This is a genomic window from Cognatundibacterium squillarum, from assembly GCF_014652435.1.
Taxonomy (GTDB): domain Bacteria; phylum Pseudomonadota; class Gammaproteobacteria; order Burkholderiales; family Burkholderiaceae_D; genus Undibacterium; species Undibacterium squillarum.
This window is the reverse complement of the sequence record NZ_BMYU01000001.1, coordinates 584573-610702: the sequence shown is the minus strand read 5'-3', so window position 1 is coordinate 610702 and position 26130 is coordinate 584573. Positions and strand designations below refer to the sequence as shown.

Genomic DNA, 26130 nt, shown 5'->3' with positions numbered 1-26130 from the left:
TGCGGATTTGTAATCAGTCTGGCAATTGAAAATATGGAAATGACCGCCGTTAATCGGTAAATTATTTTGCTGATCGTTGCGATTTCGAAGATAATTCCGATCTCATTGCTTTAACGCAATTATCCAGCCTTGTGTCGCTGCAAGGGCCGATGCTGTTTTCGTCACCGCTTAATGCGTGCATTCAGCCTCAAACGCCGGTATCCCGCCATCTGTTTAATCCGCACATGCTGTGTGCTCCGTGAAGTGATTGCGTATGTCAGTACGTTTAATGCATCGTTTTTTGAATACGCTGATCTGGCTGATGCTGGCGTTTGTCGTTGCAGGTTATCTGCCGACAGTGCACGCTGCGGACGGTAAACGTATTTTATTGCTGACACCGGAATCGCGCCGCGATCAGGGCTTGCAGGAGTTTTACGGGCAACTGCATCAGTCGCTGGAGGAGGCCGGTAACGTCACGCTGTATCACGAATCTCTTGATCTGCAGGAATTTCCGCATGAAACCTATCGCCAGAATCTGGCGCGCTGGTTCCGCGACAAATACAAAAATGTACCACCGGATGTGATTATCGTGACCGGCCAGCAAGCTTTGCGCTTTAGTCTGCAATACGAAAAATGGATGTGGCCCGGAACGCCGGTGGTTTTTTCGCTGGCCAGTGATGTGGATGTTATCCAGATGAATCTGCCGCCGCATTTCAACGGTAAAGTGTTGCGCGCCAACTTTTCCAATGTGGTGCATGTTGTGAAGACCCTGTTGCCCGGCACAAAGCGTCTGGTGCTGACAGGCAGCGTGCCGCCCGGTGAGCTCAACCGGACTTTCTTCCGACAGCAGGCATTGCAAATGTCCGACGAACTGAGTATTCAGGATTTACGGCATTTACCGCTTGCCGATGTACTTGAGGAAATTCGTAAGCTGCCTGCAGGCAGTGTGATTTTTCAGGGTTTGCAAAGTGCTGACCGTGCCAGCGCCAGACAATACGGCGCAGACTTGCTGCAAGCTGTTCTGGCGCAGGCCCAGCATCCGGTGATTGTGGATGAGCCCGGACAGTTGGGGAAAGGTCCGCTGGTTGCGCTGAGTTTTGATTTTTCTGAGCTGGCAAAGGAAACAGCGGCACTCGCACTAAAAGCAAAAGCCGGAAAAGAAGGCTCGCATGATCTGATCAGTTCCGGCTTTATTCCGCTGCTGGATAACCATCAGGCCGAACGCTGGCAAATACCGGATTCGCGCCTGCCCGCAGGTACGCAGCGCCGCTTTTACACTCCGACCATCTGGGAAGCCTACCGCTGGTATCTGATTGCAGCCTTCGCCACATTCTTATTGCTGCTGATTGCAGTGATCGCGCTGGTGATTGAGCGCCGTCTGCATTCCAGTGCAGTCGATGCTTCGCGGCAGGTACTCAGTCAGATTACGCAAATGAACCGCAAAATGACTGCATCAATTTATAACGAAGCGATCGGACATGAATTAATGCAGCCGCTGGCAGCGATTTTATCGAATGTCGAAGCAGCGATGATTTTTCTGAAGCGGGAACCGCCGGCCTACGATTTGTTGCACGAAACCCTGCAGAACATACGCCGCGATAATTTACGCGCCGATGAACTGATCCGGAATATGAAGGGTTTACTGACGAAGTCAGATACCGAACTGACGCCGGTTGATATTAACTGGCTCGTACGTAAGGTATTGAATTTTCTGTCAATCGAAGCCAAAGTCCGGCGCATTCAGATTCGCGATAACCTCGGTCCGGACGGGATGCTGGTGTCGATCAATATCGTGCAGTTACAGCAGGTACTGGTGAATCTGATACTGAACAGTATGGATGCCATTGACCGTAAAAAAGGAAAAGAGCGGGTGATTACGCTGGAGACCAGTCTGTATGCCAGTGATCAGGTCAGGATTTCGGTGGTAGACACCGGGACTGGCTTTGATCAGGGTGTTGAACGGGTCTTTGAGTCTTTCTTCACGACCAAACCGGAAGGGGTTGGTCTGGGTTTATGGATCAGCGCGTCAATCGTGCAGGCGCACGGTGGCCATATCTGGGCAGAAAATCGCCTCGGTGGAGGCATTATGCGCTTCAAACTTCCTTTACTGCGTGGACATCATGAGTGAACAAACCTTACCGCTTGTGTACGTGGTTGACGATGATGCCTCCGTGCGTTCCGGTCTGAGCATTCTGCTGCAGGCCTGCGGCTATCGTGTTCAGACCTTTGAATCCGGTGCGCATTTCTTTCAGATGCAACCGGAAGATGTCGTCAGCTGTCTGTTGCTGGACGTGAATATGCCCGGTCTCAGCGGACTTGAAGTACAGGAAGCGCTGAACCGCCGTCAGTGCCCGGTGCCGGTAATTTTTCTGACTGCCTATGGTGACATCTCGATGAGTGTGCGGGCGATCAAAGCGGGCGCAGATGATTTTCTGAGTAAGCCGGTACGAAAGGAAGATTTGCTGCGGGCGGTGGATGCAGCGCATCAGCGCAGTGCCAGTGCAAGGGCTGAACGTATCAGGTTGGATGATTTGCGTTACCGGCTTGGACAACTGACCGAACGTGAGCTGGAAGTATTCCATCAGGTTGTTCGTGGCAAGCTGAACAAGCAAATAGCGTTTGAGCTGGGGACTTCGGAGCGGACAATCAAAGCCCACCGCAGCAGTGTGATGGAAAAAATGCAGGCAGATACACTGGCGGAACTTGTTTTACAGGCAACTCAACTTGGTGTGCTGAACCTGAATCAGGTGCCTAAATAGAAAAAATTATTTCAAATTTTGTAGATTTACTGGCGAATTCAGACACGATTATTTTCAATCATTTGCACTTTTGCACCAAAGTACGATAGGCAAGAGCCACTCAGTTACGTATACTTGGGGTTTTGAGCAATATCACGATCCGGATCAAGCTGTGTACTGCGATTTCAGCGCACGATAGGTTTTCGGCAGTATTTTGCGTTTCTCTGAGGCAGTCGCTTGTGTTTGTAACCCATATTATTTCCGGTAACGATTTCGAACGGGCTGTCCTGAGTCTGGTACTGGGGGCTTACGCGTATACCGTGCAGTGCTACGATGCGATGACCGACTTTGCCAACGCAGAAAATAACAATCCCGGTTGCGTTATTCTGGAAGTCAGCGAACGTATGCTGGCGCAAACGGATCTCAGCGAGCGGCTCAGCGCTTTGCAACAGCGTTTTCCTTTGATACTGATGGCGGATGAGCGGGTTGCGCCGCGCTTGCCACGTACTGTACCCGGATTAGCATTGCCGGTTATTCGTCGTCCGGTCGAAAAGGCGGAATTGCTGAATCTGTTGCAATCTCTGCGCGATGCTCAGTCGCTCGGCTGATTTTCCGTTTCTTCTCCCGCGTTTTTTAGCTAGAGTCGTTTCATCCTATGTGTACCTGAACGCTGAAAATTGCGTGTGGTGCTCGCCATCTTTGCAGCAGTGCGCCAATGACGACGCAAAGCATCAATTCCCTTCATAAATTCGTACTGATATGCATCTGGCTGCACCAAAGTGCAATATGAAGCACAGCGTAAGTTTTCTACAATCGGAATAGTGCACCAGATGTCGTCATGCAATGCGAGTCCTGTTCAGAGAAATCGCTCTGGCGGGAAATGTGGCGAAAACGAATTACGGTGTTTCAGATGTTCAGATTAAACCCGAATCGGGAAGGAAGCCGGATGAGTACGCTGGATGCAGCCGTTGTCAGTTATTTGTTGTCTCAGCAACCAGAGCAGGTGCCGGCATTGCCGGTAGAGTCCGCGCATCCCTTCATTGCGCCGCATGAATATGTGCTGGTGTATTGCCCGCAGGAGCCACATGCGCTCAGTCGTCATGCGCTCGCGCAACGCCTGCATGACTGGTTTCCGGAGGGGGAATTTGATATCGCTTTTCCTGAGCAGGAGAGTGGTGCGCCTGCATTTGCTGTACTGCATGAAGACGGGCATCTGATGCTGCAGGCACTGATGCTGAGTGGTGTTCAGGTAGATTTTGATCTGACACACATGGCGCAGTTCGGATTTGCGCCTGTGCTAACTCGCCAGCTGGATGTGCTGCGCATGTTAAGACAATTGTCTCAAATGCTGGCGCAGCCAGACTGGCAGGTACAGTTGCAGTCAGCCCTCAGTGGACAATACGGCTTCGCTCAGGCCGGATTCTGATGGCAATTGCCAGGCACCATTCTGAAAAACATTATTCTGATCGAGCCATACTTGTTTTGTGATGGCAAAAACATCAATATGATAGCGACCTTCGCCGCGTTTAATATGGGGTTTGCCGTAGCTGCCGTGTTTTGCGCCCAGTGACAAATGGATGCCGCACATACGTTCATAGGTGCCTATGTCCCGAACCCGTCGTTCCGCACTGAAAGCACGGTTTAATCCGAAGCCGAGTTCACGAACCCAGACGATGCCACCTTCATCACGGCGGATATTTTCCAGAACCGTATCAAACTCCGGTGTACTGTTTTCTGTGCCAGTCACTTTGCCGGACTCAACAATCAGAGTGATCGGCGTTTCCGGCTCATTGATGCGGAAGTTGGTGTCGCCGAATATAAAAATGTTGACGCGGCCATGCACTTTTTCCAGATCAACCGCTTCGGTAAAAACTTCGCCGATGGGAAATTGTCCGCCTACATTTTGCATGCCACTGTAGTCGCCCACATTCAGTCGTGCTGGCTCAAAACCGCCATCAAAAAATAATTGTGCGCCGTTGCCGCTGTCAACAATGCCACTCCTTGCGCAATCGATCAGTTTCTTTAAACCCTTACCGGTATTGCGGTAGTAATCCGGATCGTAGGCCAGCGACTCAATGTAAGTCGATATTTCATCTGGCAGCATGCGTTCCAGATGCGGATGTTCAATCACTTTTAATCCGCGTTTAAATAATTCAACCCGCAAGCGATAAGCTTCAAGCCGGAAATGCGTGGACTGAACCAGCACCACCAGTGCGCCGGCGGGTAATGCGAGAATATGATCAAGCACTTGTTGCGGTGCTAACTGATCAAAATGCAAGACGGCTGCCTGCGGCAAATTGCGTCTGTAGGCTTCAGTCAGTATGCATGTCAGTTCACAACGATAGTCAGAAATCAATAATGCAGCTTGCTGCGCATCATGCAGAAATGCGTGTCGCAAGATTGCTGCAGTGTGCGCTGTTGCTGATTCAGTCAGGAAAGGATTGTCGTTGGCAGTGATGGATGACATGCTTAATATTTCTTGTGCAAAAGCGAGTCTTACATTTTACCAATTTCCCTGCCTGATCGCCCCGGTCTGCGCTGCATCAACATACAGGATTTCGTGGAGTTGCACCAAAGTGCAATAGGCAAAACCCATTGCCATGCGTAAACTTTTTCATGCTGACGCCAGAATCCGGAAATTGCTGTTCCGTGTATTGCACTTCTGTTCACTTAACAGAAAATTGACTTTGTATTGAGAGATTCAGGCTCCCCCGGCTTGCTGTAAAGCACGAACCCTTTTCCGGCATGGTGTCAGCCCTATTTCATGACCTGATAACAGATTGGTATGCAAATGTTAAAAAAACAATTGAGCTTGCTTGCCGCAGCCGTGTTGCTCGCGGCTTGTGGTGGTGGCGGAGGTGGTTCCGGTTCAGCTTCGGGTGGAGACAGCAATACCGGTGTCGTTACGCCGCCAAAAGTGCCCACTCTGGATGAAAAAATTGCAACCGCGATGCAAACTGGTGATGCCTCCGGACTGGATCCGGCTGCAGCACAGCCGAGCTTGCTGCAAAAAGCCCTGGTGATCGCCGGGAATGTTCAGCAACAGCAGGTTGCTTTGCTGGGCAGCATTTTGCGAAAAAACGGTGCGGATCTTGATCAGTCACTGACTTATACCGGCAACAGCATTGCCATTTATCCGCAAAACTCTACTTCAGCAGTCAGCTTTCTGGATGCTGATGGCGGTAACGGTATGGCCGCATTTTCCGTTGTCGGCAAGGGACGCGGGCTGGCTTACGGTGCGGATGTGTTGTCATGGATGGCAGGTTCGACGAATCAGCAACAGCATTTGCCATTGTTTCAGCGTGTGATGACCTGGCTGGTGACCGGCAATCCTGATGGTGCGATGCCGGCAACCGTTAAATTCACGGTAGCTGGCTACGGTGCCGCTAATGTGAATAACTTTTTTAAGAAATCCGGCTGGCAGGCGCAGGAAGTCAGCTGTGATCTGACCGATCTGGCGAATACTTGTTGGCAAAATACTGACCTGATGGTGTTTGGTGGCGGAACAAAAGATGTTGCGGGGCTGAGTGCGCAGATTCAGACGTATCTGAACGCGGGTAAGGTCGTGGTGTATTTTGCGCCGAGCTGGATTGAATCCGGCGGTGGTCGTAAAGTCGCAAATGCGATGGGTATTGATGTTGGCGGGTATCCGGGAAATTATTTTGCGTCTGCGGATGATCTGAAAATTTCGAATACACGTACTGCGGCAGATACTATTGGCCGGGCGGATAAGATGGCGGGCCTGATTGGCACAATACAGAAATTGCAAACGGATCAGTTACTCTGGGATTTTGCAGCGGACAGTACGCCGCTGAATCCGGTCACGCTGATGATGAATGAGGTCAACGGTATTCAGAGCAGGGGTCTGAATTTGTTCAGCGGAACGACGATGGATTTGCATAAGTTGCTGGTGTTATGGGCAGATTTATGGCGTCCGTCAGTCACAAAATATGGTCAGTTGCCACCAGAGCAAAAGTCGACAGCGCCGGATTTTTTGCGTACCTACGCGAGTGATTCCTGGGTTGTTTTTAACCGTGAAAAAACTACGATTGCGCCTAATGGTTATGGCGACTTTATGCCAAAAGAAGCGGCTGCTATGCCGGTCAGCACCGACTTTGAAAGTATCGACGTAACGATTGCGCAAGGCAGCGGTATCACAGCCATCGGACGTGCAGCCGTACCCGGCAAACCGGTGGCGATACGTATCGTTGATGCGGCAGGCGGTTCGCTTGGTATTCAGTCAGGATTTGCGCGCACGTGGGGCAATCCGGTGTCAGACGGTAAAAAGTATGGCCGTCCGCGCAAACCCGTTTCACCTAATATTCCTTTGTCAGCGACAACAGATAATGTATTCGTGACACCGTTTGGTGGCCCGCTGTATTTAAATTACAGTGGACTGGCAGCTGGCAAGGTCGTGAAGCTGCAGATTAAAGGTGGCGCTAAGTACGGCCATTTTGACTTCACGAAAGAAATGTCGCAGGCTGAGATTGATGCAGCATCCGCCGTGATTAAGTCTAAAGTGTTTGGCTGGCAGACATCGAAATTTGTCGGTGGTGAAGTGCATCAGACGAATGCTTATGCGCTTAGCGTGATCGGTAACAAAGACCCGCGTGACTACATTCAGGATAATCTGCGCGCCCGTATTTTCGATTCGAACCATATTGCCAACGGTTACAGCAATATGGCGATGTCTGCAAACGTGAAAGCAGTATGCGACAAACTCGGATGGACGTGCGACGGTGATATGCACCGCGCGCCGGGCGTACAACATTTTGTCGGCTGGATTGCAACTTGCGGTTTCCTGTGTTCCGGTAACCCGTCTGACGGATTTGCAGGTATTGCGGCGGGCTGGGGCTGGTGGCATGAACTTGGCCATAACACCGTGCAACGTGTTCACCATATTGTGCCGCCGGGTACAGCAGGCTGTGTGGTTGAGTGCGATAACAATATTCTCTCGACAGCATCCGCCATGCGTAACTACGCTGTGTCCGGGGAAGATGTCAGCGGTGATCGCATCGATTACAAAGGTTTGTACGGTTATCTGAGCGCAAGCCGGGCAACCGGAAAAACCGGTAACGATCTGGTGGCAGAAATGAGCAATCGCCTGTGGAACAGCGATAACCAGAACGCAATGCGTGCAGTGCATTTCCAGCTTGGTTTCTTGTACACCCGTTTCCGACTGGGAATGGATAAGCCGACGGTCGATACATCACTGGAGTATCTGACTTTGCTGACCAAGGGTGACCGCTTAGTGGCAAAAGACTGGACGGCCGCAAATGCATCTAAGTATGCAATGGGCCGGTATGCGAACAACACAATCACGAACCACGATTTGTTGTACGTACTGAGTTCACAGATTATCGGTCAGGATATGCGTCAGTACTTTGCAGCATGGGGTATTCCGCTGGATCAGCGTTCACTGGACTCGGTATCTGATCTGAAACTGCCGGTTGCACCTTTATGGTTATATGCACTTGCACCGGGCAAGGGTAATCAGGTTCAAACCGGTGTCTGGGTAGATATCGACGGAAAAACACCAGCGTATCCGTACTGAGTGGCAGGAAGCATGAACTTTGTTTTATGTCATGATTTTGTAGTATTGATCTGATAAAGTTCACTCATCTGCTGTACATACAACCGATATGTATGACGGTGGTACCGGTCAGTTCGCGCAAGCGGCTGGCCGGTTTTGTTTTGGAATGATGGAAATTCAGTTGTTGCAAACAAGCTACTGTTTTTCGGTGCTACTTGTGCTGATTTAGAGATCGTGTGATATAGTTTGCAACAACTGCTGTACATACAACCGATATGTATGACGGCAGTCCGGTGTGCTTGCTGCTTTGCGGTAGTCGCCGGTCCCGCATTTCAGACGGAGCCCTTGTGGCTCCGTTTTCATTTTGTTGTTTCCCAAATTCCCTGCATTCAACTGCCTGCACAGTCTGTACTTGCTTGCGGTTGTTAAAGCGTCATACCTATAATGGCTTAACAAACTTCTTACCCGATTGCATAGTTTTTTGCATAAAGGTTCGAAAGCATTGTCATTTGCAGATTTTGTTACGCGGTACCGACGCAGGATACTGGTTCGTTTTGCAAACTAAATCACCATCTTTTGCAGTACCGGAGTGAAATGTATGAGGTTAACCCGTTGGTCTGTAACAGCCATTCTCTGCACATCGCTGATGTGCGTTACTGCAATGGCAGGGCAGTCTGATGCGGACCGCTGGATACAAAAAGAATTTAAGCCATCTTCACTTTCGGCTGAGCAGCAACGCAGCGAAATGCGCTGGTTTGTGCTCGCAGCGGATCGTCTGCGTCTGAATGGCATTCGCGAGGTTCGGGTCATATCGGAAGATCTCGCAACCCATCATTACGAATCCGCAGTGCTTGCAAAAGCGTTTTTTGAAATCACCGGTATCCGCGTCGTACACGATATCGTACCGGAAGGCACACTGGTCAGCAGATTCAGACAAGCGATGGATAGTCCGGACAGTCCTTACGATGGCTGGGTGACAGATTCGGATTTAATCGGCACACACTATCGCTATGGTCTGGTCGAACCCCTGACCGACTATATGAAGGAAGACGGACGTGATTTCACCAGCCCAACGCTGGATCTGAAAGATTTTATCGGCCTGAAGTTTACGACAGGTCCCGATGGAAAACTTTACCAGTTACCTGATCAGCAATTTGCCAATCTCTACTGGTTCCGTGCCGACTGGTTCGCTCGCGAAGACTTACAGCAGCGTTTCCGTGAAAAATACGGGTACGCCTTAGGTGTGCCTTTAAACTGGTCCGCTTATGAAGACATTGCAGAGTTTTTTTCTGTGCATGTGCGGGAACTCGACGGAAAACGTGTTTATGGCCATATGGATTATGGTGCCCGTGACCCTTCACTGGGATGGCGTTTTACGGATGCATGGTTGTCGATGGCAGGTGTCGCGGATAAGGGTTTGCCAAACGGATTGCCCGTCGACGAATGGGGTATTCGTGTTGCCGGTGATCAGTGTACGCCGGTTGCTGCTTCGGTGGAGCGCGGTGGCGCAACCGATTCTCCTGCAGCAATCTATGCACTCAGCCGCTATCTGGACTGGCTGAACCGGTTTGCACCGCCGGAAGCAAAGCAATTGAATTTTACGCAGGCAGGTCCGGTGCCGGGACAGGGACAAATTGCCCAGCAGATTTTCTGGTATACCGGATTTACTGCTGCACTGAATAAACCCGGCTTGCCGGTAACTGATGCGTCGGGTAAACCGCGCTGGCGTATGGCACCATCACCGCACGGTGCATACTGGAAGCAAGGAATGCAGAATGGTTATCAGGATGTCGGAAGCTGGACGTTTCTGAAGTCCACGCCGCGCTGGCGTAAGGCGGCTGCATGGTTGTATGCGCAGTTTGTCACATCCCGTACCGTTTCCCTGAAAAAGTCGATTACTGGACTGACTTTCATCCGCGAGTCAGACATCCGGCATCCTTATTTCACAGAACATGCAGATCAGTTCGGCGGGCTGATTGAGTTTTACCGCGGCCCTGCACGTATCGCATGGACGCCGACCGGAACAAATGTGCCCGATTATCCGAAGATGGCAGAACTGTGGTGGCGCAACATTGGCCTGGCTGTCGACGGCAAATTGTCTCCGTCGAAGGCGATGGGGCAACTGGCACAGCAAATGGATGATGTACTGGGGCAGTTGCAGCGTCGCGGCATGATGCACTGCACACCAAAGTTAAATGCAAAGCAAGGTAAAGATCGCTATCTGACTGGTAAAGGTGCACCGTGGCAGGCACTGCCCAACGAAAAGCCACCCGGTGAAACTATTCCCTATGAGCGCTTACTGCAAGCGTGGAAAGAAGGGAGACTGCGATGAAAGACGCGCAGGATACCGGCGCCGTATCGCATAAACTCAGCCTGTTACTGCTGGGTATCGGCATGGCATTTGCGATTGTGGTGCAGACTTACTGGAGTCTGACCGACGATCGTAAACAGACTATTGATGCGGAAAAATCCAATGGTCACGTGGCAATACGGATTCTGGAGGAGCATGTCACGCAGACATTTGAAGACGGTGCGCGTAAGCTGGATGCGGTGGCGGAGCAGATTGCGGATGTCAGTATTGATGAGCGTTTGGTGCAGCGAGTTCTGCGTCAGAACGTACTACAGGATTCACGTTTTATGAAGTCGCTGCAGTTTATTCATCCGAATGGCGAAAGCTGGGTGGAGTCGCCAGATTTTCCGGCGCACAGCGTGAATATTGCTGAACGTGATGACATACAGTTTCTTTTGCTGAATCCCAGTTATACCCGTATTGTGTTCGGACATCCTTATCAAAGCCCGTATGACAGCCAGCTAGTGGTGCCACTGTCTCGTTATGTTTACGATAGCGATAACCGTAAGATTGGTATCATCAGCGCCAATATTCGTCTTTCTTATTTTGGTGATTTATATAACGGTATTGCAGTAGAAAATAATGTGATGCTGGCGCTGATTGCAGATGCAGGATTTATCATTATCCGCTCGCCATTTGAAGCGCGTTATGCCGGACGTGATATTGCTGCACAGGACGCAACCACGCTTCTGGCAGCGATGGGGAGTGAGGGCGAGATTGAAGATGACAGCTGGCTGGATGATGAATTTCGCCGTTTATATGTTTTCCGTAAAATAAAAAACTACCCGGTGACTGTGGTATACGGACGTGATTTCGAAAGTATGCTGGCGGGCTGGGAAAAACGGGTGCAACACAAACTGATGTATACCGGACTGGTGCTGGTTGCGTTGATGGTGATGATGGCATTGCTCGGTCGTCAATTGTCAAAATTGCGCCGATCAGAAGCGGTATTGCGGCAGGCAGAATATAAATTTTCCGAAATTTTCGAGCACTCTCCTCTGGCTTTGTCGCTGGTAGATTTACGGCACAGAAGAATCGAGACCGTGAATCAGGCCTGGGTGGATTTATTCGGATACAACAAATCGGTCCTTGCCGGTGATCAGACAGACTGGCAGACGGGTTTCTGGAAGCACCCTGAGCAACTTACACAGTTTGTAAAACAATTAAATGAAAATCAGCAGCTTGATCAGTTTCAGGCTGAACTGATCCGCGCCGACGGCGCGGTGCGTACCTGTTTACTTTCTGCACGGGAAATATTTGTTGGTGACGAAACCCGTTACATTGTTACTCCGATGGATGTCACCCGTGCGTTGGCTGCTGAGCAGAAGCTGCTGGAACTGAATGCCGAACTGGAAGACCGTGTCGCCAAACGAACGCGTAATCTGGAACAGTCAAATGCCGAACTGGCGCAGGCGCTGCAATCGGTGCGGATGATGCAGGAAGAGGTTATCCGGCAGGAAAAACTGGCCTCACTGGGCGCGCTGGTTGCGGGAATTGCACACGAACTGAACACGCCTATCGGTAACAGTGTGACTGTGACCAGCACTTTACAGGATGAAATCAGGCGCTTCCGGCGCGAAGCGGACAATGGCCAGTTAAAACGTTCCATGCTGAATCAGTTGCTGGATAATCTGAATTTCGGTGCCGATGTGCTGATGCGATCTCTGGCGCGCGCCTCCGAGCTGATACGCAGCTTTAAACATGTTGCTGTGGACCAGTCCAGCGATATGCGTCGCCAGTTCGATCTGAAAGAAACGCTGCAGGAAATTTTACTGACCAACTCGTCGATGTATCTGAAGACACCGTACAAGCTGGAAACCAGGCTGGCTGAAGGGATCAGTATGAACAGTTATCCGGGGGCGCTGGGGCAGATCATCAGCAATTTTATTGCAAACGCCATCCGTCATGGCTTTGAAGGCCGCAGTGCGGGTCTGATGCAGCTGGAAACCCGGCTGAATGCAGATAATGCGGTTGAAATTCATTTCAGTGATGATGGTCATGGCATTGCTGCTGATCATCTGAGTAAGGTATTCGACCCGTTCTTTACCACCAAATTCGGACAGGGCGGTTCCGGACTGGGGATGAATATCGTGTACAACCTGGTCACAGAAATTCTGGGTGGACGTATCCATTTAGAGAGCGAACCCGGCAAAGGCACCAGCTTCACACTGATACTGCCTGCCATAGCGCCGGAAGCGCAACACTGACATCGGCATCGCTATACTGCGGCGCAAGGAAAAAAGCACCGTTTTTCCGGACCGGAGAACGATGCTTTTTTGTTTTTTTCGGTAAAAATACGATGGATTAAACTTTTATGTATGGGGGGTTACATCCAGGTTCTGCCGGGGATTTCGGTGGTTTGATTCTGTGAAACCGCCGGATCGGGGATAAGCACGTATTCCAGCAGCGCAGCGCAATTCAGTGCTGCATCATGTTCAAAGTAATTTTCGTGCGCAGCCAGAATCTGGTTAAATCCGCGCTGGTGATAGTAGTAAAGCTGAGGATCTGCCGGTACGGCGGTACCGCCGCGTTTGTCAGTTCTGGTCTGGGCGACATATTCCTGCAGACTTAATTCCGGTTGCCGCTGACGTGCTTTTGCGAAACCGGGTACCGGTGAGCCCAGAAATACCGAGCGTATACCTTGTTCCAGTGCGCTTTGCATGGCAAAGGCAAACAACGCAGACTGTGCATGAATATCGTCACAGGTCAGGCTGATACCGAACCAATAGGGTGCATCATCCTCCGGAAAACCAATGCCGCCGTGGGTGGTTTCGTACCAGTTCTTGCTTAAAGCAAGTCGCTGCCGGCATTTACGCATCACAAACAGGCTGCCGACCAGTTCGCCATTGGCACGAAATGCACCCCAGCTGGTTCTTGGTAAATGCATCAGGCGAACGGATAACATTTCGCGGCTTGCACACTGGGAAGGCTCCCATTTCTTATGTTCCAGGGTTAACAGGGCATCCAGATCCGCATTGCTTAGCAATCGTACGGTTAAGTCAGACATGGCAAGTACACTCTCTTCGTAAAGGGTTTATGCAGTGCGCACCGTGGCGCAGGTATTCAGGAACAGCACGTGTCAGTATTTCTGTGCGGCTGTAATGGAAGCCGCTGACGGTGAAAGAAGGGGTCAGGTTTTGCACCTGATGCCACCAGCGGCGCGGGATGAAAAGTAAATCACCTCGCTGCACTTCAATCCGGACAGCGTCCGGCAGCTCAGCCAGTTGCGTTGTCGCAAGTCGTGCAAAACGATCATATTTTCGGGAGTACTGCTGGCGGGAGATTGCGTAAGGTGGCGCGAGCCAGATTGCTTTGCTACCATCGACCTGAAACAGTAAGTTATCGAACAGATCGAAGTGCGTACCGGTTGTTGTCTGGCCGCTGCCTATCCATGCATTGCCGGCGATTCCGGATTTCGGAATAAAGCGGTGTTGTGCCAGTGCCTTGGGTAACTCGTGATGCAATGCGTTGAGTGGAAATTCTTTCAAATAGCGAAAGTCTTGTTGGTGACGCAGATGCAGGCTGTTCAGGAACTGATGCAGACTGACTTCCCGGAATCGGGTTGCCTCTTGTTCGCGGTTCGCAGTAACGATACTGACCAGTTGATCTTCGGTCATTGACCGCAGATTTTGTAAATTCCAGTCCGCGCAAAAATCAGCGAATTCCGGACTGTTCTGGATTAGTAGTGGAGTATCGAGGCGGGTAATGGCAGACTTAACTTCGTCAGCACGGAGCTTTAAAGCGCGTCGGATCAACATGCAGGCGACCTGTCAGAAAAAAGGCCGCATTTTAGAAAGTCTGGAAGTTCGTATTGTTAATTTAAATATTTACTTTCCACTGCTTACAAAAAATTACATAAATGTGCATTTTCTTTTGTTGCAAGCAGAGATAGCGATCAAGTCGTCCTGTGTGGGCGCTGACGGTATTGCCCCGGTGTGATGCCGCTCCAGCTGCGGAAGGCGTGCTGGAAGCTGCTTTGTTCCTGATAGCCGAGCAGGAAGGCGATATCGGTCAGGCTGAGCTCCTGATTTGCCAGATACACACAAGCCAGCTCATAACGGGTCTGATCCAGCACTTGCTGGAATCCGGTGCCGGCTTCCGCCAGTTTGCGTTGCAGTGTGCGAGCACTCATTTGCAGGTATGCCGCAGCATCGATGAGTTTCAGCTCGCCGCTTTTGAGCTGATGTTCGAATAACTGACGCAGCTGCCGCACAATGTCCGGTAAGGCTTGCTGACGTTTTTTCTGCAGCAGGGTGTCGGCGTGCTGGCGCAGCATACTGGCCATGGACTGATCGGCATTCGGCACCGGTAAGCGTAAAAGTGCTGCGGGAAAACGGACGGCATGACAATCCGCTTCAAATGCCGGCATCGCGCCGAACACCCGCAGATACTCACGGCAATCCGTTGGCGCGGTATGTTGAAAGCGTAATTCGCCGGGCGGCAAGGGCTGACCTGCAAACCAGTCGGCAAACACGCGGATGCCCGCAAACACACTTTCTGCCAGATGGCGGCTGGCTTGCGGAAAGTGGCTGTGCCAGCGGTATTCGGCGTAGTCGCAGTCGATCAGCAATTCAGATCTGCCCAGATCATGCGCCAGTTCTTCATAGCGCATGGTCTGATGCAGTGCTTCCCCGAGATCCTGACAGCTCATCAGGATCATCCCGTACACGTTATAGGCGCCAAGCCGCGTCTTTTCTCCGCAATGCAGACCAAAAAACGGATCATCGAACAGCGCCGCACCGGCATCGAGTAATTGCAGATAGTGGCCGGCGGGCATGACATCCGCTGCGGCGTTGTGCCGCAGACCCGCATGCTGCATCAGATTTTCGAGCGAACTGTTGCGGGCATGCAGCACATCCTGCAGCGGTTGCAGATATGCAAGGCTGACAATGTGAGTAGTGGACGGACCGGTGGCAGGGCGTAAATCGGTGTTTGGCATGTTTTCGCAAAAATCCTGACGTCTGTGCGCAATACGCGCCTGACGGACCTCGCTAATCTTACGGCAACTTGTCAGAAAACGGAAAAAAGGACAGACAACATGCGCAGATGGAATGGTTGGGGGGATGAGCAGGTTCAGCTGCCGCTGGCGCCGGAGGCAAAACTATTCCTGCTGGAAGTGCTCGGAGAGGCCAAAAATGGTCCAAATGCGGATTTGAACACAGCGATTGCCCGCTTGTCGGCGTCAAGACTGGACGACACAAAACTGTGGACGACGAATCCGGCACAGCGTATCCGCTACAGTCTGGGGCAGAGCCTGCCCGACTGGCTGCAATTACGCTACGGGCTGATTGCACAGGCACCGGATGCGGTGGCGTTTCCGGAAAGTCGGGAAGAGGTTCGCGCAGTGCTGCAACAGGCGGCGCAGCAAGGTTGTGTGGTGATTCCTTACGGCGGAGGGACCAGCGTGGCGGGTCATGTGAATGTGCAGGCTTCGTCACGGCCAGTCATCACGCTGGTGATGCAGCGCATGATGCAATTGCAATCGCTGGATACGGAAGCGCAACTGGCAACTTTCGGTGCCGGTGTGCTGGGACCGGATCTGGAAGCGCAACTGCGTGCGCGGGGCTTTACGCTGGGGCATTTCCCGCAATCGTTTGAATATTCCAGTCTGGGCGGCTGGGTGGTAACGCGTTCGTCCGGTCAGCAATCGCTGGGTTATGGCCGCATCGAAGCCATGTTTGCGGGCGGGCATCTGGAAACGCCGGGTGGTTCGCTGGATATCCGCGCATTTCCGGCATCCGCTGCGGGTACGGATTTGCGTGAAATCGTGCTGGGCTCAGAAGGGCGCATCGGCGTGCTGACGGATGTAACCGTACGGGTGCAGCGCTTGCCGGAAAAAGAAAGTTTCATTGCTGTATGTTTTCCGGACTGGGAAAGCGGAAGGCAGGCGCTGCGGCAAATGGCGCAGCAGCAAATTCCTTTATCCATGCTGCGTCTGTCGAACGCAACCGAAACCGCAACCAGCCTGAAACTGGCAGGGCATGTGCAGCAAGTGACGTGGCTGGAGCGTTACCTGCGCTGGCGTGGTTGCGCGGAGCAGAAATGCATGGCGATTATCGGTACCAGTGGCAGTGCATTGCAGGTGCGGCAGGCTTTGCAGCAGGCGAAACAGGTCTGGCGTCAGCACAGCGGTATCGGACTCGGGACCTTGCTGGGGAAGAAGTGGCAGCACGGGCGCTTCCGCAATGTGTATCTGCGTAACACCTTATGGGATATGGGATACGCAATTGATACGGTGGAAACGGCGACTGACTGGTCGCGCATCACGCCGCTGATGCAGGCAGTGGAGCAGGCGGCGCGTGGCGCATTCGCCGAAGAGGGCGAGGCTGTTCACACCTATACGCATTTGTCGCATGTGTACACGCAGGGAGCGAGTGTGTACACCACGTTTGTGTACCGTCTGAGTGGCGATTATCAGACGGATTTGCGGCGCTGGCAGCGATTGAAGCGCGCAGCATCCGAAGCGATCACAACATTTGGCGGCACCATCAGCCATCAGCATGGCGTCGGGCTGGATCATGCCCCGTATCTGCATGTGGAAAAAGGGCAAGCGGGGCTGGAAGTGATACGCAGTCTTTACCGCCATTTTGATCCGCAGGACATGATGAATCCCGGTAAATGTGTTGCGGCGAAAGGAGACTGAAGTATGTCTGTGAACGGTGAGCATGACTGGCGCAGCCAGCGCATCGCAAATAACGGGAGTGCGCAAACACTGCCGGCAGAAGTGGATATTCTGATTGCCGGAGGCGGTATTACCGGTGCGGGGATTGCGCTGGAAGCGGCGCGGGCCGGTTACCGTGTTTTGCTGGCAGAGCAAAAAGATTTCGCCTGGGGCAGCTCCAGTCGTTCATCCAAACTGGTACACGGTGGTCTGCGCTATCTGAAAGAAGGGCAGTGGAAACTCACCCGTGATTCAGTGCGCGAACGTCAGCGCTTGCTGAATGAAGCGCCGGGGCTGGTACAGCCGCAGAGTTTTGCGTTCAGCCATTATCGCGGTAAAGGCCCGTCGCGCTGGCTGTTTGCGCTGGGGCTGGCCATCTACGACAAAATGGCCGGTAGCCATGCGCGCCATCAGTATAACCAGACCGAATACCGCTGGCTGGCGCCGCATATCCGCGCCGAAGGGCTGGACGGCGGTATGTGCTATCTGGATGCGAAAACCGATGACGTGCGACTGGTGTTGCGGGTACTGCAGGAAGCACGCGCACTGGGTGCAGTGTGTCGGAATTATCTGAAAGTGCAGCATTTGTTATATGACGGTGATCAGGTCTGCGGAGCTGCGCTTTGCGCTGCAGACAGCGACGACATTGTCGAAGTCAGAGCAAAGATCGTTATAAATGCCTGCGGCGCATGGTCGGATCAGTTGCGGAAAGTGCTTCCGGATACGCAGAAACTGCGCCCGTTACGCGGCAGTCATTTACTATTTCCGGCATGGCGTTTGCCGGTGGCGCAGGCGGTCAGCCTGCTGCATCCGGATGACGGCCGTCCGGTTTTTCTGTATCCGTGGGAAGGGGTAACGCTGGTGGGGACCACGGATCTGGATCATCAGGAGTCTGCTGATCAGGAACCGCGCATCAGCAAGCAAGAAGTGGATTACCTGATGCGTGCTCTGCACTGGCAATTTCCTTCGCTGGCGCTGACCACAGCCGATGTGCTGTCCTGCTATGCGGGTGTAAGGCCGGTAGTCGATGACGGACACGCCGATCCTTCGCAAGTCTCGCGTGATCATGTGTTATGGCAGGAAAATGGTTTGCTGACGGTGACGGGCGGCAAGCTGACGACGTTCCGCCTGATTGCAAAAGAGGCGCTGGATAGTTTGTCCGACGTTCTGCCATTACCTGATGCGGCGGTCGGGCATGAACGGTTATTCAGCCCGCTGAACGAAATCAACACGCCTACCGGGATCCCTGCTGATTTGTGGCAGCGCTTGTGCGGGTACTACGGCAATGCGGCGCGGGACATACTAAGTATCCGGTGTAATGTGCCGGAGGCATTTGTCGCCGGTACTCAGATTCTGTGGGCTGAGCTGGTCTGGTGTGCCAGACATGAAAGCGTGCATCATCTGGATGATTTGCTGCTGCGGCGCACACGTTACGGGCTGATTCTGCCGCAGGGTGGTGAAGCTCACTTGTCAGTGCTGCGTGGCCTGTGTCAGACTGCGCTGGGCTGGGATGATCAGCGCTGGCAGTTCGAACAGCAGCGCTATCTGGCGATCTGGCGCGATGCATATCAGTTGCCTGCTGTCTGCTTGCAGAACAGTTGAACAATCCGGAAGTCATCCGGAAAAATGCAGTCGCGCCACATCAACGAAGCTGAAATAAAAAATAAAGATAAAGAAAAAAGAAACGAGGGGACTTATGTCGGCAACGTATCTGCTCGCCATCGATAACGGCACTCAGAGCGTACGCGCAATTTTGTTTGATGTGCACGGAAATATCGTTGCCAAATCGCAGGTGCATCTGGAAGCCTATTTTTCTGCGCAGCCCGGCTGGGCTGAGCACGATGCAGACGGTTACTGGCAGGCAGTGTGTACCGCCTGCCAGCGTCTATGGGCGCAATCTTCCGCGGGGCCGGAGCATGTGGCAGCGGTCTCGGTGACCACGCAGCGCGGCACTGTAGTGAATCTTGATGCGCAGGGGCAGCCTTTGCGTCTCGCAATCACATGGCTGGATCAGCGCCGTACCGAACACTATCCGCCCGTCAATCCACTGTGGCTGGCCGCGTTTAAGGTTGCCGGTGTGGCTGATACCATCCGTTTTTTCCGGGGTGAGGCCGAGCTGAACTGGATCAAACACATGCAGCCGGAAATCTGGGATAAAACCGCGCACTTTCTGCTGTTGTCCGGTTTCCTGAACTATCGTCTTACCGGTTGTATTCGTGATTCTTCCGGCTCGCAGGTTGGCTATATTCCGTTTGATTACAAAGGTTTGCGCTGGGCACCCAAATGGGACTGGAAATGGCAGGCGCTGGCGGTAAAAGAAGAGATGTTGCCGGAACTGGTTCCTCCGGGCAGTCTGCTGGGTAAGATCACAGCCAGTGCTGCTGCAATGACCGGCCTGCTGGAAGGTACGCCGGTGATTGCGGCAGCAGCAGATAAAGCCTGCGAAGTGATTGGCGCAGGTTGCGAAGCGCCGCATATCGGATGTCTTAGCTACGGCACAACGGCGACGATCAACACAACCAGCCGCAAATATGTGGAAGTCACACCGTTTATCCCGCCGTATCCGGCGGCTATTCCGGGCGCTTACAGCACAGAAGTGCAGATTTTCCGTGGCTACTGGATGGTCAACTGGTTTAAGGAACAATTCGGCTTAAACGAGCGTCTGGCAGCCGAACAGCTGGGTGTATCGCCTGAAAGCCTGTTCGACGAACTGGTGAATTCCGTACCACCGGGGGCAATGGGATTAATGCTACAGCCTTACTGGACGCCGGGCATCAAAATCCCGGGGCCGGAAGCCAAAGGTGCCATGATAGGGTTCGGTGATGTTCATAACCGTGCGCATATGTATCGCGCCATTCTTGAAGGGCTGGCCTATGCCTTGCGTGAAGGAAAAGAGCGTATCGAAAAACGCAGCGGCGTTGCTGTCACCAGTCTGCGGATATCCGGTGGCGGCTCGCAAAGCGATGCGGCGATGCAGCTGACCGCGGATATTTTTGGTCTGCCTACTTCCAGACCTCACGTCTATGAAACGTCCGGACTCGGTGCGGCAATTAATGCGGCTGTCGGTGTCGGGTGTTACAGCGATTTTCATAGTGCCATCGCAGCCATGACCCGCATTGGCCGGACCTTTGAACCGATTGCACATCATCATCAGATGTATGATGCGCTGTACAAAAAAGTCTATTGCAAAATGTACAGTCGTCTGCAACCCCTGTACAAATCCATACAGGAAATTACCGGTTATCCGAAAATGCATGAGTAAGCCAGTCTGTGCGGTTTTGGCTGGCTTGTGCAGTTAACTGCAAACACGGGTTTGTTCGCAATTTCTTTCTGATGTGGCAGATTTCGCCATCGATTGATTTCTCCGCTGATAAAAAAACGACAATTACTGTGCGGATTTCATCTTTATTTAAGCTGACGGAAGCCGATTTTTAATTAACGCAGAAATAAAATAAATTCGTTTTCCATCCTGATATATCAAAGTAAATTCCAAATCTGGCGATATTTTTCCGGAAAAATACGGAAAACCGGGTATTTCTCATCGGCTTACACCACGAAATCAGGGTGAAATTGCCCAATGGAAATGCAGTCGTGCAGCAAAAACTTCTGTTGGCTACCTGAAAACAGCAGTATTTTACTGTGCAGAATTCTGCTTTTTGTCTGGTTACAACTATCAAGACGGGCTACGTACGGCTGCTTAAACTGTGCAATGTTCCGCATCAGTCTCTCGGACACGAGCGGGAACAGGTGTGCCGGATAGCCGGTGCACCGGACTGTTGCGGTGAATTCTTAACTTTTTAACAGATACCGGACTAGCCGGAGAAAGTAAGGTAAATCATGTGGCAAGGTGTTATTCCTGCGGTAACGACTAAATTCACAGCCGACGACAAGCTGGACTATAACGAAATGGAGCGTTGCTTCAAGTTCCTGATGGATGCAGGCTGCGATGGTCTGATCGCTTGCGGTTCTCTGGGTGAGGGCCCATTCCTGTCGCATGATGAACGTATTGAAGTTCTGAAAGTCACTAAGCAAGTGACCGGTGCAAAACCTGCATTGCTGACCGTGGCTGAGGCATCCACTCGCGATGCATGTGCGCTGGCAGAAAAAGGCGCGAAAGCAGGCGCTGACGGTCTGATGGTTGTACCAAGCACCATCTATCACACCAATGCAAAAGAAACGATTGCTAATCTGCGTGCAATCGCTGCAGCAGCAGATCTGCCAGTCATGATTTACTCCAACCGTATTGCTTACCGTGTTGATGTGACAACCGATATGCTGGAAGAACTGGCAGACGACAAGCGTTTCGTCGCGGTGAAAGAATCTTCCGATGATATCCGCCGTACAACAGAAATCATCAATCGTCTGGGTCGTCGCTATGACGTTTTCACTGGTGTGGATAATCTGGCATTCGAAGCACTGACAGCCGGTGCGATTGGCTGGGTTGCCGGTCTGGTGGTGGCATTCCCGCACGAAACCGTTGCAATCTACCGCCTGGTTCAGGCTGGCCGTTACGCTGAAGCGCTGGATATTTACCGCTGGTTCCGTCCATTGCTGGATCTGGACGTTTCCACATATCTGGTTCAGAACATCAAACTGGTTGAAGCCATGGTGATCGACTCTAACGAACGCGTACGTTTGCCACGTATGCCGCTGGAAGGCGAGCCACGTACACGTGCAGAAGCAGTTGTTAAAGCTGCTCTGGCGAACCGTCCTAAGCTGCCAAGCTTTGCATAATCTGAGATAGGTGATCAACACATGGGCAACAAAGCCGATGTGCTGGTGATAGGCGCAGGCATCGTTGGATCGGCCTGCGCTTTCACTTTGCAGCAACAGGGTTACCGGGTCACACTGGTTGATGAAAAGTCTCCCGGAAGCGGTGTGACTGCTGCCGGTATGGGACATCTGGTCGCGCTGGATGAATCTGAAGATGAACTGAATCTGTGCCTGTACGCGCTGAATCTGTGGCAGGACTTCGTTCGGGAGCATCCCGGTGTCGGTGATTACAGTCAGTGCGGTACTTTGTGGGTTGCTGAGAATGAAGAGCAACTGGCAGAAGCAGCACGCCGTGCTGAACGGCTGAACCATCATCACTGGCGCGCCGGACTGGTGAGCAGCGACCAGTTACGCCGGCTGGAGCCCAGCCTGCGCAGTGGTTTGGCAGGCGGTGTGCGAGTATCCGGCGACGCAGTCATTTACCCGCCCGCAGTTGCGCACTATCTGACAGAGCAGCTACGTAAAGCTGGGGGAAGGTGCGAATTCGGACGCGCCGTCGTCTCTTTGCATCAGGATGGTGTGATCCTCAGTGATGGCAGCACTTTACATGCAGAACAGATCGTTGTCGCTGCAGGTACCAGTGTCAGTCGCTTATTACCGGATTTCAGAATTTTCCCGCGCAAAGGGCACCTCGCGATTACGGATCGCTATCCGGGACGGCTGCAGCATCAGGTGGTCAGCATGAATTATGGTCAGGCTGCGGTGACTGCAGATGCGCTGACTGTTGCTGCCAATGTTCAGCCGAGACCAACCGGACAATGGCTGATTGGTTCCTGCAGGCAGGATCAGCAAACAGATACGGCGCTGGACCCGCGCGCACTGAGCGCAGTGCTGCGATCGGCAACCGAATTATTACCTTGTCTTGCAGAGATGCGGATTATCCGTGCCTGGGCGGGGATGCGACCGGCTTCGCCGGATGGACATCCTGTGATCGGACAGCATCCGGTACAAACTGGAATCTGGATCGCAGCCGGACATGAAGGGCTGGGCGTTACAACGGCATTCGCGACAGCACATTTGCTTGCGGCACAGATGTCGGGAAAACCGACTGCGCTTGATATGCAGCCTTATGACCCTTCGCGTTTCATAACCCGGGAGAAATTGCACTATGCCTGATAAAAACCGGATCAGACTCTGGGTCAATGGCAAACAAGTTGAAGCAGAGCAAGGTGTTAGTGTAGCCGCGCTCCTGATGAAAGAAGAATCCCTGCTGACGCGTCGTTCTGTTGCTGGTGCTGCGCGATTTGCTGTTTGTGGTATGGGAATTTGTCAGGAATGCCGCGTACAGATCAACGGGCATCCGCACAGCCTTGCATGTCAGACGATGTGTGAAGCAGGTATGGTCATACAGACGGATAAGAAAGCAGCCGTATGAAGCTTCAGGAATTACAAACCGGCATTCTGATTATCGGTGCCGGACCGGCAGGGCTGGCAGCGGCAAGTGCGGCACTGAATTCCGGTAAACAGATACTGATCGCAGACGATAATCCGGTACCCGGCGGGCAAATCTGGCGCGGCGGGCCAAAGAAAGTGCCGGATACACGCGCAGGCATTTTCTGGGATCGTTGTCAGAATGCGCTGAATGTGCAGTGGCTGCACAGTGCACGTCTGGTCGCCTTCAACCATACGCATGAAGCAATTTTCGAACTGGCTGATAAAGTCGTCAGTGTTCGCTATGAGCGACTGATTCTTTGCAATGGCGGACGAGAACTCTTACTGCCATTCGATGGCTGGACATTGCCGGGAGTAACAGGCGCCGGCGGCTTGCAAGCCCTGATTAAGGCGGGTGCGGATGTGCGCGGTAAGCGTATTGTGATCGCGGGAACCGGGCCACTATTGCTGGCAGTCGCAGAAACAGCGCATAAAGCCGGTGCCGAAGTACTGCTGGTTGCCGAAGCGCAGCCATTTTCAGCATTGTCACGGTTTATGTGGCAGTTATGTCTGCATCACCGGAGTAAAGCAACACAGGCAATCTCACTGTACTGGTCGCTGAAAAAAATACCTTACCTGAGCAATGTCCTTATTGAAAAGGCGGTTGGAGACGCTCAGCTGACGGAAGTGCACTTGCGGCGTGGCGGGGAATTAATGACAGTGCAGGCTGATATGCTCGCTTGTGGCTTTGGCATTATACCTAACACAGAAATTGCACGCTTACTCGGCTGTAATGTGGCTGCAGGTGTAGTGACGCACGATGAGCGTCAGTGTACTTCTGCACCCCACATCTATGCCGCCGGTGAAATCACGGGTTTTGGTGGTGTTGAGAAGGCGATTGCTGAAGGGCATATTGCCGGACTGGCTGCAAGTGATCAGGTCGTTAGTCAGGACGATGAAACGAAGCGTGAGCATGCTCAACACTTCATGCATTTGTTACGTGAGACATTTGCGGTGTCTGAGGAGATGCGTCAGCTCGCTTCTGATGCCACACTGGTTTGCCGTTGCGAAGACGTGTCACTTGCTGAATTACGCCAGCACGATAGCTGGCGCGCCGCAAAACTGGTTACCCGCGCTGGTATGGGTGCCTGCCAGGGACGAATCTGTGGCGCAGCCTGTCAAACCATGTTTGGCTGGGATGCACCTGAATTACGCCAGCCTGTATTTCCATGCAGAACATCAACTCTTGCAGCGATTGCTGCCTCTTCTCTTAAGGAAGCTAAGTAATGAAGAAACTTTTTATTAATGGTGAATGGTTAGAAGGCGCAAAAGTTACCACAACGCGCAGCCCTTCTGATTTGAGTGATGTGGTTGGCGAATATGCCAGCGCCGGAACAAACGAAGTTGAGATGGCGATTGCTGCAGCCAGCAATGCTGCTGAATCCTGGCGACATTCTAATGTTCAGCTGCGTGCCGATATCCTCGATAAAATCGGTACTGAAATCAATGAGCGCAAAAATGAGCTCGGTACTTTGCTGGCGCGTGAAGAAGGTAAGACCTTGCCGGAGGCAATTGGTGAAGTCGGGCGTGCAGCCGCCATTTTCAAATTTTTTGCGCAGGAAGCATTGCGCATTCGTGGCGACAAGCTGGCATCGGTACGTCCCGGTCTTGATGTGGATGTGACCCGTGAACCAGTTGGTACTGTCGGTATCATTGCGCCATGGAATTTCCCGATTGCGATTCCTGCTTGGAAAGTCGCTCCGGCACTGGCTTACGGCAATACCGTGTTGTTGAAGCCGGCGGATCTGGTACCGGGCTGCTCTTGGGAAATGGCGGAAATTATCAGCCGTTCCGGTTTGCCTGCAGGTGTATTTAATCTGGTTTCCGGCCCTGGTCGTGTTGTCGGTGAGGCGATGGTGAATGACCGTCGTGTTGATGCAATCAGCTTTACCGGATCCGTTGCAACGGGTACGCGTGTGCTGACAGCGTGTGCAGCGCGCCGTGCCAAAGTGCAGCTGGAAATGGGTGGTAAAAATCCGCTGGTGATTTTGGCGGATACAGATCTGAATGTTGCGGTAAATGCCGCCATTCAGGGTGCTTTCTATTCCACCGGCCAGCGTTGTACCGCATCTTCCCGCCTGATCGTGGAAGAGGGCATTTATCACGCATTTGTCGCTGCAATGAAAGACAAGCTCGCGCAAATTAAAGTTGGTCATGCATTGCACGCTGGCATTGATATCGGTCCGGTTGCTGATCAGTCGCAACTGGAACAGAATCTTCGCTATATCGAAATTGCGAAAAACGAAGGTGCCACGCTGGCATTTGGCGGTGATCTGCTGAAACGCGACACAGAAGGTTATTTCCTGAATCCTGCACTGTTTACTGATTGTGATCCGGCTATGGTGCATGCACGTGAAGAAATCTTTGGCCCGGTTGCTTCGGTTATTCCGGCGAAGAATTATGAACATGCGCTGCAACTGGCAAACGATACGGAATTTGGCTTAACAGCCGGTATTTGCACAACATCTCTGAAGCATGCTACACACTTCAAGCGTCATGCACGTGCCGGTATGGTGATGGTGAATGTGCCGACAGCCGGTGTGGACTACCATGTGCCGTTCGGCGGCACCAAAGGCTCCAGTTACGGTGCGCGTGAACAGGGCTCTGCTGCTGTTGAATTCTTCACGACCATGAAAACCAGTTATACCTTTGCTGGCTGATTCTG

At 52.4% G+C, this 26130-nt stretch carries 19 protein-coding genes; 15 read left to right on the top strand and 4 right to left on the bottom strand.

Annotated elements, in window-relative coordinates; translation table 11 throughout:
• Nucleotides 1–253: 253 nt before the first annotated feature.
• From IE092_RS02550 to IE092_RS02535, 4 genes are all read left to right on the top strand, one after another.
• Nucleotides 254–2107 carry an ATP-binding protein gene (locus tag IE092_RS02550; protein ID WP_189355422.1) on the top strand — a complete coding sequence of 618 codons (1854 nt, stop codon included), beginning with the start codon at nucleotides 254–256 and terminating at the stop codon, nucleotides 2105–2107.
• Nucleotides 2100–2738, top strand: a complete 639-nt coding sequence (locus IE092_RS02545) for a response regulator transcription factor (RefSeq protein WP_189355421.1) — start codon at nucleotides 2100–2102, stop codon at nucleotides 2736–2738. Before IE092_RS02550 ends, IE092_RS02545 begins: the two co-directional genes overlap by 8 nt.
• A 218-nt stretch (nucleotides 2739–2956) precedes the next feature.
• A complete protein-coding gene (locus tag IE092_RS02540; RefSeq protein ID WP_189355420.1) occupies nucleotides 2957–3325 on the top strand; it encodes a response regulator transcription factor in 369 nt (122 codons plus the stop codon).
• A 338-nt stretch (nucleotides 3326–3663) separates the two neighbouring features.
• Nucleotides 3664–4143 (top strand): hypothetical protein, encoded by a 480-nt coding sequence (locus IE092_RS02535; protein ID WP_189355419.1) that lies wholly within the window; start codon nucleotides 3664–3666, stop codon nucleotides 4141–4143.
• Here IE092_RS02535 and IE092_RS02530 read toward each other — a convergent pair.
• Entirely contained in the window at nucleotides 4099–5184 is a 1086-nt protein-coding gene (locus IE092_RS02530; protein ID WP_189355418.1) for a hypothetical protein, read from the bottom strand. The two genes, IE092_RS02535 and IE092_RS02530, sit on opposite strands and share 45 nt — an antisense overlap.
• A 318-nt stretch (nucleotides 5185–5502) precedes the next feature.
• On the opposite strand from IE092_RS02530, the gene IE092_RS02525 reads away from it, so the two are divergent.
• The 3 genes from IE092_RS02525 to IE092_RS02515 all read left to right on the top strand — a co-directional run bounded on the left by IE092_RS02525 (nucleotide 5503) and on the right by IE092_RS02515 (nucleotide 12807).
• Entirely contained in the window at nucleotides 5503–8271 is a 2769-nt protein-coding gene (locus tag IE092_RS02525; protein ID WP_189355417.1) for an ImpA family metalloprotease, read from the top strand.
• A gap of 577 nt (nucleotides 8272–8848) precedes the next feature.
• Nucleotides 8849–10582: an ABC transporter substrate-binding protein gene (locus IE092_RS02520; RefSeq protein WP_189355416.1), complete on the top strand. Its 1734-nt coding sequence runs from the start codon at nucleotides 8849–8851 to the stop codon at nucleotides 10580–10582.
• On the top strand, nucleotides 10579–12807 hold the full coding sequence (locus IE092_RS02515; protein ID WP_189355415.1) for an ATP-binding protein: 2229 nt from the start codon (nucleotides 10579–10581) through the stop codon (nucleotides 12805–12807). The genes IE092_RS02520 and IE092_RS02515 overlap by 4 nt, the downstream gene beginning before the upstream one ends.
• Before the next feature lie 119 nt (nucleotides 12808–12926).
• Here IE092_RS02515 and IE092_RS02510 read toward each other — a convergent pair whose 3' ends face one another.
• From IE092_RS02510 to IE092_RS02500, 3 genes are all read right to left on the bottom strand, one after another.
• Nucleotides 12927–13607 carry a hypothetical protein gene (locus IE092_RS02510; RefSeq protein WP_189355414.1) on the bottom strand — a complete coding sequence of 227 codons (681 nt, stop codon included), beginning with the start codon at nucleotides 13605–13607 and terminating at the stop codon, nucleotides 12927–12929.
• On the bottom strand, nucleotides 13600–14358 hold the full coding sequence (locus IE092_RS02505) for a cupin-like domain-containing protein (RefSeq protein ID WP_189355413.1): 759 nt from the start codon (nucleotides 14356–14358) through the stop codon (nucleotides 13600–13602). Before IE092_RS02505 ends, IE092_RS02510 begins: the two co-directional genes overlap by 8 nt.
• A 137-nt stretch (nucleotides 14359–14495) precedes the next feature.
• The gene (locus IE092_RS02500) at nucleotides 14496–15539 is read right to left on the bottom strand and encodes an AraC family transcriptional regulator (RefSeq protein WP_189355412.1); all 1044 of its coding nucleotides are present in this window, start codon (nucleotides 15537–15539) and stop codon (nucleotides 14496–14498) included.
• Between the two features lie 99 nt (nucleotides 15540–15638).
• Between IE092_RS02500 and IE092_RS02495 the strand changes: the two genes are divergently transcribed.
• The 8 genes from IE092_RS02495 (at nucleotide 15639) to IE092_RS02460 (ending at nucleotide 26125) form a co-directional block, all read left to right on the top strand.
• The gene (locus tag IE092_RS02495; protein ID WP_189355411.1) at nucleotides 15639–17243 is read left to right on the top strand and encodes an FAD-binding oxidoreductase; all 1605 of its coding nucleotides are present in this window, start codon (nucleotides 15639–15641) and stop codon (nucleotides 17241–17243) included.
• Between the two features lie 3 nt (nucleotides 17244–17246).
• Nucleotides 17247–18863 (top strand): glycerol-3-phosphate dehydrogenase/oxidase, encoded by a 1617-nt coding sequence (locus tag IE092_RS02490; RefSeq protein WP_189355410.1) that lies wholly within the window; start codon nucleotides 17247–17249, stop codon nucleotides 18861–18863.
• A gap of 94 nt (nucleotides 18864–18957) precedes the next feature.
• Nucleotides 18958–20523 (top strand): FGGY-family carbohydrate kinase, encoded by a 1566-nt coding sequence (locus IE092_RS02485; protein WP_189355409.1) that lies wholly within the window; start codon nucleotides 18958–18960, stop codon nucleotides 20521–20523.
• A 575-nt stretch (nucleotides 20524–21098) separates the two neighbouring features.
• A complete protein-coding gene (locus IE092_RS02480) occupies nucleotides 21099–21995 on the top strand; it encodes a dihydrodipicolinate synthase family protein (RefSeq protein ID WP_189355408.1) in 897 nt (298 codons plus the stop codon).
• A 21-nt stretch (nucleotides 21996–22016) separates the two neighbouring features.
• Entirely contained in the window at nucleotides 22017–23150 is a 1134-nt protein-coding gene (locus tag IE092_RS02475; protein WP_189355407.1) for an NAD(P)/FAD-dependent oxidoreductase, read from the top strand.
• Complete coding sequence (locus IE092_RS02470; RefSeq protein WP_189355406.1) at nucleotides 23143–23409, top strand: (2Fe-2S)-binding protein; 267 nt, start codon at nucleotides 23143–23145, stop codon at nucleotides 23407–23409. The genes IE092_RS02475 and IE092_RS02470 overlap by 8 nt, the downstream gene beginning before the upstream one ends.
• On the top strand, nucleotides 23406–24692 hold the full coding sequence (locus IE092_RS02465) for an NAD(P)/FAD-dependent oxidoreductase (protein WP_189355405.1): 1287 nt from the start codon (nucleotides 23406–23408) through the stop codon (nucleotides 24690–24692). The genes IE092_RS02470 and IE092_RS02465 overlap by 4 nt, the downstream gene beginning before the upstream one ends.
• The gene (locus tag IE092_RS02460; RefSeq protein ID WP_189355404.1) at nucleotides 24692–26125 is read left to right on the top strand and encodes an aldehyde dehydrogenase family protein; all 1434 of its coding nucleotides are present in this window, start codon (nucleotides 24692–24694) and stop codon (nucleotides 26123–26125) included. The genes IE092_RS02465 and IE092_RS02460 overlap by 1 nt, the downstream gene beginning before the upstream one ends.
• Nucleotides 26126–26130: the final 5 nt, after the last annotated feature.